The sequence below is a fragment of the Buchnera aphidicola (Eriosoma grossulariae) genome (assembly GCF_964059045.1).
GTDB classification, from domain to species: domain Bacteria; phylum Pseudomonadota; class Gammaproteobacteria; order Enterobacterales; family Enterobacteriaceae; genus Buchnera_D; species Buchnera_D aphidicola_A.
Genome location: NZ_OZ060402.1, coordinates 201,150 through 219,158, shown reverse-complemented (window position 1 = coordinate 219,158; position 18,009 = coordinate 201,150). Strand labels below are relative to the sequence as shown.

Sequence of the window (18,009 nt, the reverse complement as noted above, 5' to 3'; positions counted from 1 at the left end):
ATTTAAAATAAATATTTTATTTATATATTTTCATAAAATAACTATAGTAATCAAAAATGTTATCTATGATGTAAAATATAAAATTTTTATGGTGTTTTTATTTTTTTGTTTTTTTATTATTAAAATATATCAATATGAAATTAGATAATACAAACATCTAAAATAATATATTTAAAAATCAATTATATTCATAGATCAATATATTATAAATTTTTAAAAATAAAATTTATATCAATATAAATGTATATATATAATGTAGATATAGAATGAATATTCTACATATATAAATATTTTTAATAATTATTTGTTATATCATAAAAGCATTATTTAAAAAAAATATCCTTTTTTAAATCAATTAAATCATTTCTTGATGATTAAAAATACAATTTTCTTGTTCTGATACACGAATAAAAGTAGTTCTTTTAGTTAATTCTTTTAAATATTCAGCTCCAACATAAGTACAAGATGAACGTAATCCACCTAATATATCCTTAATAGTATCAACAACACTACCTCGAAAAGGTAAAAGAACTATTTTACCTTCCGAAGTTCTATATTTTGCAATACTACCAATATATTTTTTCATAGCAATATCAGAACTCATACCATAAAATATCATAAATTTCTTTCCATTTTTCTCTAATACCGAACCTTCACTCTCTTCATGTCCAGCTAACATTCCACCTAACATAACAAAATCAGCTCCTCCACCAAAAGATTTTGCCAAATCACCTGGTACTATACAACCTCCATCACTAATTATCCTACCACCTAAACCATGTGCAGCATCAGCACACTCTATGACTGCAGATAATTGAGGATAACCAATACCTGTTTTTTTTCTTGTTGTACATACTGATCCTGGACCAATTCCAACTTTTACAATATCTGCACCTGCTAATATTAATTCTTCAACCATTTCTCCTGTTACAACATTACCTGCACAAATAATAATATTTGGAAAAGTATCTCTAGCTTTTTTTAAAAAAGATACAAAATGTTCTGAATAACCATTAGCTACATCAATACAAATATATTTTAATTCATCTGATAATGATAAAATTGCTTTAATTTTAGAAAAATCTGAATCAGATGTACCAGTAGAGACCATAATATAATTTAAAGTTTGTACAGATACTGATTGGATAAAATTAATCCATTGATCAATAGTATAATATTTATGAATAGCTGTTAATATTTCAAATTTAGACAACACTTTTACCATTGTAAAAGTACCAACAGTATCCATATTAGATGCTATAATAGGTATACCAGACCAACTAATACATGAATGTTTGAAAATAAATTTTCGACTTAATTCAACTTGAGATCTACTTCTTAAAATTGATCTTTTAGGACGTATTAAAACATCTTTAAAACTTAATTTGATATCTTCTTCAATACGCATTGTATTATATTCCAACCATTAAAAATGATATATAATATATGTTATACATACGAATATTATGTAATGCAATAATGTATTTTATCAAAATCATATTTATATAAAAATATAAAAATAATATTAAAATTAAAATAAAATTATGACTTATGTTGTAGCACTGACTGGAGGCATTGGAAGTGGTAAAAGTACAATTTCCAATGCATTTAAAAATTTAGGGATTGATGTGATTGATTCAGATCTAATAGGAAAAAATATTATAAAATCTAATAAAACCATTATAGAAGCCATCATAAAAAAATTTGGATCAAATATTCTTCAAAAAAATGGTTGTATTGATCGATTAACTTTAAGAAAAAAAATTTTTAATTATGTTGACAATCGAGTATGGTTAGAAAAAATATTGCACCCTTACATTCATATCGAAACAAAAAAACAAATAAATGCATCAAAATCTATTTGGTGTTTATGGGTTACCCCTTTACTAATAGAAAAAAAATTATATAAATCAGTAGATCGAATTTTAGTAGTAGATGTACCTATTAAAGTTCAAATAGAAAGAACTATAAAAAGAGATAACATTAAAAAAAGATTAGTAAAAAAAATTTTAAAATGTCAAACAACTAGAAAAAAAAGATTATCATTAGCAAATGATATAATCAATAATAATATTAATCAAATGGAAATTAATTTATATATTAATTACTTAAATTTATCTTATAAAATTTTAGCCAATAAAAAAATCAAAAAAAAACATAAGAAATTATTTGATTGATTTTAAATATATAAAATATATATATAATATTTTTTGTTATAAAAATATTATATTTAATAAAAAAATTAAATTAATTAATATTAATATACTTTATAAATTTATTTATAAAATAAATAACGTCTCAAAATTCAAAATCATAAAAATAAAAATTTATTTTTTTTATATAATACATTTTGAAATAAATAAAATATATTTATTTAATTAAAATAAATCAATTCATCAAAATATTTTTAATTTATTATAATAAAAACATAATTTAATAAATTTTTAATCATGATTGATTTAATTAAGAATTTCTAAATTTAATCAAATTAATCTGTTTTAATACATTATCGTAATTTAAATCTAAATTTTTTATTGGAATAGTAAATAAAACTGATATCACCTCATATTTAAAAGAATCAATCATAGATTTAAATAAAATAAAAGATTCACGTATATATTCTTGTTTAGGATCTTTTTGTGCATAACTTCTTAAATGTATACCTTTTTTTAAATAATCCATAGAAGATAAATGTTCTTTCCAAAAAGAATCTAAAGTAGATATTAATAATATTTTTTCAAATTTCCTCATGACTGGAGCACTAATTAACATTTCTCGATGAAAATAATATAACTTAATTTCAGTGATAATTTTTGTAAATATATTATTTTGATTATATGTTTGAATTATTTCAGAATCATTAAAAATTTTTAAATTTAAATTAAAATCTTGTATTAAACATTTTTTTAAATCATTTATTTTCCATTTTTTTTGAAACGTGCTATAAGATATATAAGTATTTAACACTCTATTAAAAATATCATCTAAAAAATTTAATATTATCTTTTTAATATTTTTTGAATCAATTAATTCATTTCTATGACGATAAATCACACGTCTTTGTTCATTAATCACATCATCGTATTCTAATAATTGTTTTCTAATCTCAAAATTTCTATTTTCTACTTTTTTTTGAGCACGTGATATTGCTTTTGTTACTAAAATATGTTCTATAGATTCCCCAGATTTCATACCTAACTGTTTAATCATATTAATGATAGTATTAGAAATAAACATTCTCATTAAAGTATCTTGCATAGACAAATAAAAACGTGAAGATCCACAATCACCTTGACGACCAGATCTACCACGTAATTGATTATCAATTCGTCTAGATTCATGTCTTTCAGTTCCAATAATATGCAAACCTCCTGCATTTAATACTAAATTATGTTCTTTTGTCCAATTGTTTTTTAAATTTAATATGATATTTTTATTACAAGACTTTTTTATATTTATATTATCCAATTCTAAACTACCACCTAAAACTATATCAGTTCCTCTTCCGGCCATATTTGTTGCAATAGTAACAGCACCTAATTTTCCTGCCTGAGCAATAATTTCTGCTTCTTTAGTATGATATTTTGCATTTAAAACATTATGTTTAATCTTTAGTATATTTAATTTTTTTGAAATAATTTCTGATTGTTCAATTGAAATTGTACCAACTAATACAGGTTGTTTTTTTTTTATACATAATTGTATATCTGATATAATAGCATTAAATTTATCTTTTTCTGTCATATATACTAAATCTGGTAAATCTTGTCTAATCATAGGAGCATTAGTAGGTATAATAACGGTATCCAACCGATAAATTGTATAAAATTCGAATGATTCAGTAGAAGCGGTACCTGTCATACCTGATAATTTTTCATATAAACGAAAATAATTTTGAAAAGTAATAGCAGCAAGAGTATAATTTTCATTTTGTATAAAAACTTGTTCTTTGGCTTCTATAGCTTGATGTAAACCATCAGACCATCGTCTCCCTTTCATAATTCTTCCAGTATGTTCATCTACAATTAATATTTCATTATTTTTTACAATATAATCAATGTTTTTAATAAATAATTTATGAGCTCTTAATGACTCAATTACATAATGCATTAAAATAATATAATTAGATGAATAAAATAAAGCATTATGATCTATTATTTTTTCATTAATAAATATTTTTTCAATTTTAATTAAACCTTGTTCAGTCAAATGAATCTGACGATTTTTTTGATCTATTATATAATCGCCTTGATCTTTACACAATTCTAAATCATATTTTGATTGAGCAATTAATTTTGGAACAACATTATTTATTTTTACATATATATCAGTATTTTCTTCTATAGGACCAGAAATAATTAATGGAGTACGAGCTTCATCAATTAAAATAGAATCTACTTCATCAACTAATGCATAATATAGTTTACGTTGAACTCTATCATAACTATTGACTACCATATTATCCCTAAGATAATCAAATCCATATTCATTATTAGTACCATAAGTAATATCTGATAAATAAGCTAATCGTTTATTTTCTAAAGATAAACCAGATAAATTTAATCCTACTGATAAACCAAGAAATTCAAACAAAGGTGTATTCTTCTCTGCATCTCTTTTAGCTAAATAATCATTCATAGTAACAACATGAACACCATAACCCATTAAAGCATTTAGATAAATAGGTAAAGTAGAAGTTAAAGTTTTACCTTCCCCTGTTTGCATTTCAGCTATACATTGTTGATGTAATACAATTCCACCCATTAATTGAACATCAAAATGACGCATATTCAAAACACGTTTACTAGCTTCTCTAACTGTTGCAAAAGCTTCAGGTAATAATATATCTAGTTTTACACCATTTTTAATAGCAATTTTAAATTTTTTAGTTTTGTTTTTTAATTCAGTATCAGATAAAATTTTAAAATCTGATTCTAAATTATTAATCATATCAACCTTATGTTTTATACGACGTAATAACCGATTATTTCGATTACCAAACATTTTTGTTAGTAATTTAATTATCATATTGTGATTCTCATTACAATCAATGTTTTATTTAAAAATTATTTTAATTATTCATGAAACAATATAATAATATATATTGTTAAAAATATTTTTATTAAAAATAAAATTTAAAAAATTTTTAAAAAAATGATTTTATATAAAAATAAAATATAAAAAAATATATTTAATTATTTCATAAATATTATTTTATAAAATTAAAATTAAAATCATTTTATATAAAAATATATTTTTTTTTACAAAAAAAAATTAAAATAATTATATAAAAAAATTATTTTAATTTAACTCAATATTTAACAATATGATTTAAATTTTAAAAATATCAAAAAATATATTAATAGAAAAATAAATAATATTGAATCATATTAAATATATATATCAATATAATGATATTGTATTTATTATATCAATACAAAAAAATAAAATATTTATTAAAAAAATAATTCATAATGTAAAAATAAAATATAAAAATTTATTTTAGATAAAATGAAAAAATAAATATTTCTTTATAAAAAAATATTTATTTAATAATCATTTATAGATAGTTTTTTAAAATTGCAACTATCTATAAAAATTATTATTTAAATTAAAAGATATATTAATTTAAATAATATTTTAAAAAATAAACATTAATTTTACAAATTTTTTAATTTTATCGAGATTGTTTTTAAACGCCATATATAATTAAATACATTAATTAAAGCTTGAGCAGAAGATGTAATAAAATCTTTTTCAATACCTAAACCATAAAAATCACGATTATTATATTCTACTATAATAGATACTCGAGAAATAGAATTATCACCTAAATCTTGAGATAATAATTCAAATTTTTTTAATTGAATTGGATACTGAACAATTTTATTTAAAGCTAAATAAATAGCATCTATTGGACCATAATATGAAGTTGAAGTTTGTTGAATTTCTTTATTATCACATGATATTATTACTGAAACAATAAAACACCCTTGATAATCCTTTTGTATAGTAAAACACTTAAGATAAAAATTATCTAAGTTTTTATACTTATCATTTGCAAATGCTAATATTTCTAAATCATAATCAAATACTTGACCTTTTTGATCTGCTAATTTTAAAAACGAACTATATAATTGATCTATACTATAGTCACATACTTTATAACCCATTTCTTTCATTCTATAATTTACAGCAGCTCTTCCAGATCGTGAAGTTAAATTTAGTGATATATTTTTTGCACCAATACTTTCTGGGAAAATAATTTCATAATTATTTCTATTTTTTATCATACCATCTTGATGAATACCAGAAGAATGTGAAAAAGCGTTGCTACCTACTATCGCTTTGTTTGCAGGAATTGGCATCTGACAAATTTGACTCACTATTTTACTAGTAGCATAAATTTTATTTATTTTGATATTTGTATATTTTTGTAAAACATCGGATTTAGTCTTTATTGCCATAATTACTTCTTCTAATGCCGTATTGCCAGCTCTTTCTCCTATACCATTAATAGTGCCTTCAACTTGACGAGCTCCATTTTGAATAGCACTAATTGAATTACCTACAGCCATTCCCAAATCATTATGACAATGAACAGAAATTATAGCAGAATCAATATTGGGTACTTTTAATACAAGTAACCGAATGATTTCACTAAATTCTGTTGGAATAGTGTAACCAACTGTATCTGGTATATTAATAGTTGTAGCTCCCGCTTTAATAACTTTTTCAACAATCAAACAAAGATTATCAATAGAAGTTCTTCCAGCATCTTCACACGAAAATTCAATATCATCAGTATATTTACTTGCCCTAATAATCGAACGTACTGCCATATCTATTATTTCATTAAAATTCTTCCTTAATTTAGATTCAACATGAATTTTAGAAGTTCCTAAAAATAAATGAATTCTAAATTTTTCTGAATCTTTCATAGATTCAGCCGCAACATCAATATCTTGATCCACACAACGAGCTAAGCTACAGATTCGACTATTTTTAATAACACTTGAAATTTTTTTTACAGATTCAAAATCACCAGGAGAAGAAATAGGAAAACCAACTTCTATAACATCAACCCCCATTTTTTCTAAAGATAATGCTATCTCTAATTTTTGTGAAACAGTTAAACTAGATTGCAATGCTTGTTCACCATCTCTTAATGTTGTATCAAAAATTATAATTCTTTCTTTCATGTTCATACCTACTGTTATTTTATAAATTTAATAAAACCAAAAATAATATACTATTTTTGATAAAAATGCTTTTTATTAAAAATATTATATATATAAATATATATTAAAATATTTATTGCAAATATAGATCATCAAATACATTAATATTGAATTCAAACAAGGTATACATATGCTTTTATAATTATATAATGATAATATATATAATTGTAATTATAAAAAATATGTAAAAATTAAATTATAACAATAATAAAACATTAAAATATATAATTTATATCAAAATATGTTAGAGATTCAGATATTATGAACTGAATCTCTATTTCTATGTAAATTATTCAAATCATGTTTATGAAATATAAATAAATAATGCTTATTTCATAAGTAAATTATAGTTTATATAATATAATATATTTTTATAAATTATCTTATTAAAAAAAATAAAATAAATAATAAAACAATTTATTTAATTAAATTTTATTATATCTTTTACAAAAAAATTATGTATATATAAAAATAGTTGTATATATTATATATCAATATTAATTAATATTTTAAAATAAGATACAACATAAACATTTATTAATGACGAAAAAAAATAGGTATTTTCTGTTCATAACATTGAATTAAAGATTCATGTTGCATAGTTAAATCAACATTATCTAATCCATTTAATAAACAAACACGATAAAAATCAGGTATAAAAAATTTATATAATTGATTATTAATTTCAATTGTACTTTTAACTAAATTTACATAACATTTAATACCTATAATTTTTTTTACTACTAAAAAAATTTTATCAATTTCTTCTTCTGTTAAAGTAATTAATAATAAATGATTATTAAAACTATTATTATAAAATATATCTGCAAAACTAGAGGCAATAATTAATTTAATACCATAATCCATGAGGGCCCAAACAGCATGTTCTCTAGAAGAACCACAACCAAAATTATTACGTGATAACAAAACATTAGCACAACGATAAGGCGATTGATTTAATATAAAATTACAATTTTCTTTTTTTCTTTGAGTATCTAAGAACCTCCAATCATGAAACAAATATTGACCAAAGCCTTCCCGTGTAACTTTTTGTAAAAATTGTTTTGGAATAATAGCATCAGTATCAATATTAGAAATATCTAAAGGTGCTATAATACCAGTATGTTCTTCAAATTTATCCATAAAATTAATTTTTATCTCTTGAATTTAATTGTCTAATATCAACAAATCTACCAAAAATAGCTGCTGCTGCAGCCATAGATGGACTAACTAAATGGGTCAAACCACCTCTACCTTGACGTCCTTCAAAATTTCTATTACTTGTTGAAGCGCACCTTTCACCAGGTAAAAGTCTATCATTATTCATACCTAAACACATTGAGCAACCTGGTAGTCTCCATTCAAAACCAGAATTAATAAAAATTTTATCTAAACCTTCTTTTTCAGCTTGTATTTTAACACTTTTAGATCCAGGAACAACAATAGCTTGTATATTTTTATCTATTCGTCTATTGTTTAATATTGAAGCAGCTAATCTTAAATCTTCAATTCTAGAATTAGTACAGGAACCTATAAAAACTTTATCTATATAAATATCTGTTAATTTAATTCCAGGTTGTAACTGCATGTAAGAAATAGCATTTTTAGCAGATTCCCTTTCAATTGGATTAGAAAAAGTATTTATCATAGGTATATTGTGACTGATAGCACTAACTTGTCCAGGATTAGTCCCCCACGTTACTTGAGGTTCTATATTAGTAACATTAATGACAATAGTTTTATCAAAAATAGCATTATTGTCTGACTTTAATGTTTTCCAGAAATTTAATGCTTTCTGCCAGTGATCTCCTTTAGGAGAATAAAATTTATTTTTTAAATAACTATATGTTATATTGTCTGGTGCAATAATCGCTGATTTAGCACCCATTTCAATAGCCATATTACATAACGTCATTCTTGCTTCCATGCTTAAAATAGAAACTACAGGACCAGTAAATTCAATAACATATCCTGTTCCTGCAGAAATACCAACTTTTCCTATAATACTTAAAATAATATCCTTAGCTGTAATGTCTTTTTGAATAATACCATTTAATTGTATATTCATTGTTTTAGCACGATTTTGTTTAAGAGTTTGAGTAGCTAAAACATGTTCAACTTCAGAAGTCCCAATTCCAAATGCAAGTGCACCAAATGCACCATGAGTAGATGTATGTGAATCTCCACAAACAATAGTCATACCCGGTAATGTCAAACCTTGTTCAGGCCCAATAACATGAACTATACCTTGTTTAGAACTATTTAAATCATATAATTTTACATTAAAATCCTGACAATTCTTAATTAAAGTTTCCATTTGCAATTGTGCTTTTAATCCTGAAGCTTGGATATTACTACTTAAAGTAGAAACATTATGATCCATAGTTGCAAAAGTTTTTCTAGTTTGTCTAATAATTCTATTATATTTTCGCAATGCAGAAAAAGCTTGAGGAGAAGTAACTTCATGAATTAGATGTAAATCAATATATAAAATAGATGGTTCATATTTTGATTCATAAATAATATGTTGATCATACAACTTTTGATATAAAGTTTTTCCCATTACTACTCCTTGTTTTTCAAAAAAAACGCAATTTTACTACCCATTTCTTGAGTACTGACATAATTAATTTGATTAGAAATATCAAAAGTCCTAAAACCAAACTTTAATACCTCATCCACAGCCCATTCTATTTCATTAGCTACACTATATAATTTTAAACTATACCTAAATAACATTGCGATGGATAAAATTAAAGCAATAGGATTAGAAATATTTTTACCAGCTATATCTGGTGCTGATCCTCCTGCTGGTTCATATAAACCAAAATAATTATCATTTAAACTAGCCGAAGGCAACATACCAATAGAACCAGTTAATATTGCACATTCATCAGATAAAATATCTCCAAATAAATTAGAAGATAAAATTACATCAAAAGAATGAGGATCTTTAATAATTTGCATACATGCATTATCAACATATAAATGTGTGACATCAACATCAAGATAATTTTTTGATATTTTATTCACTATTTCTCGCCATAATATTGAAGTTTCTAATACATTGGATTTATCAATAGAAGTTAATTTTTTATTTCTTTTACGTGCTAACTCAAATGCAATTTTAGCAATTCGTTCTATTTCATAAACATAATACATAGATGTATCAAAAGCAAATTCACTAGAAATAGTTTTTTTTCTACCTTTTGGTTTTCCATAATAAATGCCTCCAGTTAATTCACGAACAAAAAGAATATCAAAACCAGAAGACACTATTTCAGCACGAAGAGGTGACAAATGAATTAAATCACGATGTAATTTTGCTGGACGCAGATTGGAAAATAAATTAAAATGCTTCCTTAAAGGCAACAAAGCTGCTCTTTCTGGTTGACATTCTGCAGAGATATTATTCCATTTTGGACCACCTACTGCACCAAATAAAATAGCATTGGAATTTTCACAACCACGTAAGGTCTCTTTTGGTAAAGCAGTTCCAAATTTATCAATGGCTACACCTCCAATATCATATTCGATAGTATCTAAATTTAATGAATATTTTTTTTTAACTACATCTAAAATTTTATATCCTTCTTGCATAATTTCAGGACCAATACCATCGCCTGACAATACTGCAATTTTATATTTTTTATTCATTATAATACCTTTTAATACATTATTATTTTAATAAAATAGATAAAACATACATAAATAATAATATAATTTTTGTTATAAAAATTATATGTATTGTAAATACTATTAACAATGAACTCATTAATAATAAAAATATAAATTAACTAGGTAAATCAAAATAAGATGGATACTTTACTTGTAACAAATACAAACCTCTAGCCTGTACTGTTGGTCCACATAAATGTCTATTTTTACTTTTTAATAATTTTTTCATCCAAGATTTCTTTTTTTTTTTTAACCCTATTTCAATTAATGTTCCTACAATATTTCTAACCATATGATATAAAAAAGAATTAGCTTCTATATCTATTATAACTAAAAAATTATTCTTCATCACATTTAATTTTCGAATATTTCGAAAAGCAGTACTAGACTGACATCCAGTTGATCTAAATGCACTAAAATCATGTTCTCCTAATAAATATTGTCCTCCTAAATGCATTTTTTCAATATCTAAATTATGAAAAATATAATGCATAGAATTTATGAAGATCGCTGATCTAAAAGAACGATTATAAATTAAATATCTATAAACACGAGAAAAAGCACAATATCTTGCATGAAAATACATAGGGACTTGTTTAATCCAAAGAATCACAATATCATTTGGTAAATATGAATTAACACCCAGCAACCATGATATTTCTTTACGTATAGCATACGTTTCAAAATGTATCACTTGACCTATACTATGCACACCAGCATCAGTTCGACCAGAACATGTCACTCTGACTTGATGATTGGCTACTAAAGATAAAGCTAGTTCTATTTTTTCCTGTATACTAACTATATTTTTTTGTTTTTGCCATCCATGGTAATTATTGCCGTTATACTCAATACATAACGCAAATTTGATTAATTTAATGTTTGAAATCATATATATCCATATCTATTTTTAATATAGTTATAATCATTTTGATTTTTAATAAAATTTAATTATAAAAATTAAAATAACAACAATATAAAAATATTTTATATTTTAATTAGATTAAATTATTATTTAGTATAAAATATTTTTGTTTGCAAAAAAAATTATTTTTAAATTTTATTCTTTCATAAAATAAAGAGAATACTAAAACAATAAAAATATTAATTACATTTACAAATCAATTTGTAAATTAAAAATTAATTATTCTTTAGGAGATAATAATGAACAAAACGGACAATGCTAAACGTTCTTCATTAAGTATGTTGACCATTGCAGGAGTGACACCTTATCAAGAAACACAACATGAAATGTATATGAATCCCAATCAAATCAACCATTTTAAAAAAATATTAACAGCCTGGAAACATCAATTGACACATGAAGTATATCGTACTATATCTTATATGCAAGATGAAGCTACTAATTTTCCAGATCCAATTGATCGAGCAACTCAAGAAGAAGAATTTAGTTTAGAATTAAGAAATCGAGATCGTGAAAGAAAATTAATAAAAAAAATTGAAAAAACCTTAAAAAAAATCAATGAAAATAACTTTGGATATTGTGAATCTTGTAATGTTGAAATTGGAATAAAAAGATTAGAAGCAAGACCTACAGCGAATTTATGTATAGACTGTAAAACACTAGATGAGATTCGAGAAAAACAAATGTCTGGTTAAATGATAATTTATTGATCAGTAACATTTGTTATGTGTTATTGATCAATAAATTTATAAAAATAATAACAAACAATTAAATTAATTCATGTTTTTAAATAATAAGAACAATCTTAATTATCAATTTTTTTAAAAAATTAATTAATAATAATGAATATCTTGAAAAATTTTTTATACAATAAATTATTTTGATTTAATAAATTATTATTTACTTCTTATTAAAAATCGACTATTTAGGTCAAAAAATTTCTTAAATACCAAAATAGTACTATATTATATACAATACAAAATTAATCTAATGAATATAATCAATAAAAAAAATTATAATATTAAAAAAAACAATATTAGCAAAAATGCTATAAAAGTATTAAATCGACTAAAAAAAACTGGATATCAAGCATATTTAGTAGGTGGTAGTGTCAGAGATTTGTTATTAGGGAAAAAACCAAAAGATTTTGATGTAACAACCAATGCCACTCCAGAACAATTACGAAAAATTTTTCGTAATTCTAGATTAGTTGGGAAACGATTTCGAATCGCTCATGTAATGTTCAGAACTGAATTTATTGAAGTATCAACTTTTAGAGGCAATCAAAAAAATATTTCAAAATACCAGAATTATAAAAAAAACAAAAAAACTATTAACGGTATGTTATTAAGTGACAACACTTTTGGCAAGATAGAAGAAGACGCTCAAAGAAGAGATATAACAATAAATGCTCTATATTATGATATTACTAATTATTCTATTCGAGATTATGTCCAAGGAATTAGTGATCTAAAACAAAGAACAATTAGATTAATAGGCGATCCTGAAACAAGATATAGAGAAGATCCTATAAGAATATTAAGAGTTATTAGATTTTCAGTTCAATTAAACATGAAAATTGAAGAAAAAACTGCTGAACCTATTTCTAGATTAGCTAATTTATTAAAAAATATACCATCTGCTAGACTATTTAATGAAATTATTAAACTATTAGAAACAGGCAAATCATATGATATTTATCAAAAAATAAAACAATTTAATTTATTCCAACTATTGTCTCTGTTTCCAAAAATAAAAATGAGCACACATACTAAAAATTTAATTCAACTCATTAGTACTATCACTTTAAAAACAATTGATAATAATATACAAAAAAAAATAAATAATAATTTTATCCCAGAATTTTTCTTTTCTGCAATATTATGGTATATACAAATAGAAATGACTATGAATATTCAAAAAGAAAAAAAAATAGAAAAAAAAGAAGCATTTTTATTTTCTATTAATAAAATTTTATCAGAATTTTCTTTATTACTTGCATTACCAAAACAAATAATATCTACGATTAAAGAAATATGGAAATCACAATTTTACATAGAAAAAATATTCAATGATATAAATGTTAAATTACCGAATAAAAAAATATTTCATCAATCCTGTCAATTACTATTATTGAGAGCAGAAACAGAAAAAAATATGCAATTATATAAAATTTTTCAATATTTAATTAATCAATCTAAATAAAAATTAATTAATTATTTTATATTCATTTGTCCTTGATATTCCATAAATAATGTATATAAATAAAAATATTAATGAATAAAAATTATTATATATTTTTTATAAAATCTTACAAAATTACTATAAAAATATTTTTAAAATTAATCATATTTAATTTATTATCAAAATAGATCAAAATAAAAATTCATTGATAATTCAAAAATCAAAATAATAATATATTCAATATTAAATAAAAAAGATAATTATATCAATTTTAATAAAAATATTAAATATATAATAAAAATAAAAATATATTTTTATATGTAAAATAATTTAAATTTTAAATGATTAAATAAAATTTCATCTATTTTACAAAAAAACAACTTTTCCAATATAAGGTAAATGACGATATCTTTGAGCATAATCTATACCATAACCAACCATAAATCCATCAGGAATAGAAAAACCTACATAATCAGCAGCAATAGTCACTTCACGACATTGTGGTTTATCTAACAAAGTACAAACTGATAAGGATTTAGGTTCTCTAACTTGCAAAATATTTAATACTTTTTTTACAGTTAAACCTGAATCTATAATATCTTCTACTACTAAAACATGTTTATTGTAAATACTTTCATCTAAATCTTTTAAAATTTTTACATCTTTACAAGATACAATATCAATTCCATAACTAGATATTGTCATAAAATCTACTTCATGTGTAATTTTAATAGCTCTGCATAAATCAGCAAGAAAAATAAATGATCCACGTAATAATCCAATTAATAAAATTTTACTATTACTATTTTTATAATTTTTAGTAATTTGTTTTCCAAGTTCATTTATTCTTGCATGTAACATCAATTCAGGAATAATTACTTTAATTTTATGTTTCATAAATATTAGTAAATAATTATATAGTAATAAATATATATATATTTTACTTGATTTTTATTATTCAAACAAAGTTAATATAGAAATTTTTATAGATCATATCAATATGAAATTTTTTAAAAACATATAAATAAATATTATTTTTATATAGATAAAAAATATATTAAATAAATTAATAAATTTTTTTATTTATTCATAAAAATATTTCATATATTAAAATAATCCAAACAATCATGAATAGAATAAAAATTATTAAATAAATATAAAAATATAAAAATTACCATATAATAATTAGAAAAATAAAAATTTACACAAATATTTTTATAAAAAAATAGTGAAAATTAAGTAAAAAAAATAAATATATGTTAAAATTTTTAATTTAAAAAATAAAAAATTTCAACAATCCTAATCAATTAATAAAAAATTGATTATCATTTAAATAATCTATTAACAAATTCTATAAAATCAATAATCGATTTTTATCTTAAAAAATTAATAATAATTATTTTTATAATTATTATATATATAAAATCATCATAAAATTATTAAAAAATATAAAAAAAAACAAAAAAACTATTTATCATTAATTCAGAGAATTTAAATTATGAAAGTATTAAAATTTGGTGGAACATCATTAAAAAATGCCGATAAATTTTTACATGTATCGGATATAATTACCAATGATATCAAAAAGGAACAGTTAGCAATTGTTCTATCAGCACCTTCTAAAATAACTAATTATTTAGTAAAAATGACCAACCATAAAATTAATAATGATGAAATATCAAATAATATTCAAGAAATAAAATATATTTTTAATAATATCGTCAATGATATTTATCAAAAAAAACCAAAATTTTTATATCAACCAATAATACAATTAATCAATGATCAATTAATTCAATTAAAAAAAATTATATATAGTGTGCAAATTTTAAAAACATGTCCAAAAAATATTTATGCTTTTATAGTCTCCCGTGGTGAAATTTTATCAATAGCTATTATGGAAGCTATTTTAACAGAAAAAAATTATGCTGTTACAATAATTAATCCAATTAAAAAACTATTATCCACAGGAGATAAATTAGATTCTATCGTAGACATTGAACAATCATCTATTAATATAGAATCTATCAAAATTCCTAAAACAAACATTATTTTAATGCCTGGGTTTATTGCAGGTAACAAAAAAAAAGAATTAGTTGTACTTGGTAGAAATGGATCTGATTATTCAGCTGCTATACTAGCTGCATGTTTAAAAGCAAGAAAATTAGAAATTTGGACAGATGTAGATGGTATTTACACATGTGATCCTCGAATAGTATTAAATGCTTGTTTAATCAAAAAAATTTCTTATCAAGAATCTATGGAATTGTCTTATTTTGGTGCAAAAGTTTTACATCCAAAAACTATTTTTCCCATTATGAAATTTAATATACCATGCATAATTAAAAATACTAATAACCCTAAAGGAGAAGGAACATTAATTAGTAATACAAACAATTTAATTGAAAAAATTGATTCAATACCTGCATCAATTACAGGAATTACACATTTAAATGATGTAATTATGTTAAATATTTCTAGTTTAGAAATAAAAAATATACCAAAAGTAACAAACAGAATTTTATCATCCATTGAAAAACATAAAATATGGATCATGTTACTCACACAATCTTCTTCTGAATCTAATCTTAATTTTTGTATTTTAGAAAAACAATTATCAAAAACTATATATATATTAAAAAACGAATTTCAATTAGAAATAAAAAATAATTTAGTTTCTCCTATAAAAATTATTAAAAAATTATCAATAATATCTATTATTGGAAAAAAAATAAAACTTCAATCTAATATATTTTCTAAAATTTTCTCTGTTTTGAATCATCATCAAGTAAAAATTCTCGCAATAGCTCAAGGATCATCCGATCATACTATATCTATAGTAATAAATGAAAAATATACTATGCATAGCATTAAAGCTATTCATGAAAAAATATTTAATGATAACCAAGTTATGGAAATTTTTCTTTTAGGAATAGGAGGTGTAGGAAAAGTTCTATTATCACAATTAAAAAAACAAATAAATTATTTAAAAAGAAAAAAAATTCAAATCAAAATTTGTGGTATTGCTAATTCAAAAAAATTGCTATTAAATTTACAAGGTATTGATTTGAATGCATGGGAAAACAATTTTTACAAATCTAATCTTCTATTTGATTTTCAAGAAATCAAAAAAATATTAAAAAACAATTATATACAACATCCTATTATCATTGATTGCACTTCAAGTCAAATTATTGCAGATCAATATATAGAATTTCTTTCTTCTGGATTTCATGTTGTAACTTCAAATAAAAAAGCTAATACTCAAAGTTACGAATATTATCAAACAATAAGAAAGACAGCCTTTGTTTTTCAAAAAAAATTTTTATATGAAACAAATGTTGGAGCTGGATTACCTATAATTGAAAATTTACAAAAATTAATCAGTACTGGAGATAAATTTCTACATTTTCGTGGTGTACTATCTGGTTCTCTATCTTTTATTTTTGGAGAACTAGATAATAATACTAGTTTTTCCAATGCTACAATTAAAGCAAAAAAACTTGGTTTTACCGAACCAGATCCTCGCGATGATTTATCAGGAATAGATGTTGCTAGAAAATTATTAATTTTAGCCAGAGAAGTCGGATACAAAATAGAACTAAATGATATCAAAATAGAATCAATTTTACCAAAATATTTTGATGCAATATCAGATATTAATCAATTTATGGTTGAACTAAAAAAATTAGATAATTTATTTTATAAAAAATTTAACCAAGCTAAAAAATTTGGAAAAGTTTTAAGATATGTCGGAATTATCGATCTCTCCGGAGAATGTCAAGTAAGAATTGAAGAAATTGATGAAAATGATCCATTATATAAAATTAAAAATGGAGAAAATGCATTAGCATTTTATAGCCAATATTACCAACCTATGCCATTAGTATTACGAGGATATGGAGCAGGAAATAATGTTACAGCTGCTGGAGTATTTTCTGACTTACTTCGTACATTATAATAAATATTAGGAATTAGTAT

The 18,009-nt window shown here is 22.4% G+C and carries 11 protein-coding genes and 1 pseudogene; 4 read left to right on the top strand and 8 right to left on the bottom strand.

Annotated elements, in window-relative coordinates:
* Positions 1 to 355 precede the first annotated feature (355 nt).
* Positions 356 to 1,408: a GMP reductase gene (locus AB4W51_RS00935; RefSeq protein ID WP_367676747.1), complete on the bottom strand. Its 1,053-nt coding sequence runs from the start codon at positions 1,406 to 1,408 to the stop codon at positions 356 to 358.
* Between the two features lie 136 nt (positions 1,409 to 1,544).
* Between AB4W51_RS00935 and coaE the strand changes: the two genes are divergently transcribed.
* Positions 1,545 to 2,177 carry a dephospho-CoA kinase gene (gene coaE / locus AB4W51_RS00930; RefSeq protein ID WP_367676746.1) on the top strand — a complete coding sequence of 211 codons (633 nt, stop codon included), beginning with the start codon at positions 1,545 to 1,547 and terminating at the stop codon, positions 2,175 to 2,177.
* Between the two features lie 346 nt (positions 2,178 to 2,523).
* Here the strand turns inward: coaE and secA are convergent.
* The 6 genes and pseudogenes from secA to truA form a co-directional block, all read right to left on the bottom strand.
* A pseudogene (gene secA, locus AB4W51_RS00925) lies at positions 2,524 to 5,028 on the bottom strand (preprotein translocase subunit SecA); the annotation flags it as partial.
* A gap of 632 nt (positions 5,029 to 5,660) precedes the next feature.
* On the bottom strand, positions 5,661 to 7,202 hold the full coding sequence (gene leuA / locus AB4W51_RS00920) for a 2-isopropylmalate synthase (protein WP_367676745.1): 1,542 nt from the start codon (positions 7,200 to 7,202) through the stop codon (positions 5,661 to 5,663).
* 576 nt (positions 7,203 to 7,778) lie between these two features.
* Positions 7,779 to 8,384 carry a 3-isopropylmalate dehydratase small subunit gene (gene leuD / locus AB4W51_RS00915; protein ID WP_367676744.1) on the bottom strand — a complete coding sequence of 202 codons (606 nt, stop codon included), beginning with the start codon at positions 8,382 to 8,384 and terminating at the stop codon, positions 7,779 to 7,781.
* A gap of 4 nt (positions 8,385 to 8,388) precedes the next feature.
* Positions 8,389 to 9,804, bottom strand: a complete 1,416-nt coding sequence (leuC, locus tag AB4W51_RS00910) for a 3-isopropylmalate dehydratase large subunit (RefSeq protein WP_367676743.1) — start codon at positions 9,802 to 9,804, stop codon at positions 8,389 to 8,391.
* Positions 9,805 to 9,806: 2 nt separating this feature from the next.
* Entirely contained in the window at positions 9,807 to 10,898 is a 1,092-nt protein-coding gene (gene leuB, locus AB4W51_RS00905) for a 3-isopropylmalate dehydrogenase (protein ID WP_367676742.1), read from the bottom strand.
* Positions 10,899 to 11,034: 136 nt separating this feature from the next.
* Entirely contained in the window at positions 11,035 to 11,811 is a 777-nt protein-coding gene (gene truA / locus AB4W51_RS00900) for a tRNA pseudouridine(38-40) synthase TruA (RefSeq protein ID WP_367676741.1), read from the bottom strand.
* 272 nt (positions 11,812 to 12,083) lie between these two features.
* On the opposite strand from truA, the gene dksA reads away from it, so the two are divergent.
* Together dksA and pcnB are read left to right on the top strand one after the other, a co-directional pair.
* Positions 12,084 to 12,539, top strand: a complete 456-nt coding sequence (gene dksA / locus AB4W51_RS00895; protein ID WP_367676740.1) for an RNA polymerase-binding protein DksA — start codon at positions 12,084 to 12,086, stop codon at positions 12,537 to 12,539.
* A gap of 295 nt (positions 12,540 to 12,834) precedes the next feature.
* Positions 12,835 to 14,049: a polynucleotide adenylyltransferase PcnB gene (pcnB, locus tag AB4W51_RS00890; protein WP_367676739.1), complete on the top strand. Its 1,215-nt coding sequence runs from the start codon at positions 12,835 to 12,837 to the stop codon at positions 14,047 to 14,049.
* A 345-nt stretch (positions 14,050 to 14,394) separates the two neighbouring features.
* On the opposite strand, the gene hpt is transcribed toward pcnB, so the two are convergent.
* Positions 14,395 to 14,925 (bottom strand): hypoxanthine phosphoribosyltransferase, encoded by a 531-nt coding sequence (gene hpt / locus AB4W51_RS00885; RefSeq protein ID WP_367676738.1) that lies wholly within the window; start codon positions 14,923 to 14,925, stop codon positions 14,395 to 14,397.
* A 601-nt stretch (positions 14,926 to 15,526) separates the two neighbouring features.
* Between hpt and thrA the strand changes: the two genes are divergently transcribed.
* Complete coding sequence (gene thrA / locus AB4W51_RS00880; RefSeq protein ID WP_367676737.1) at positions 15,527 to 17,989, top strand: bifunctional aspartate kinase/homoserine dehydrogenase I; 2,463 nt, start codon at positions 15,527 to 15,529, stop codon at positions 17,987 to 17,989.
* Positions 17,990 to 18,009 lie beyond the last annotated feature (20 nt).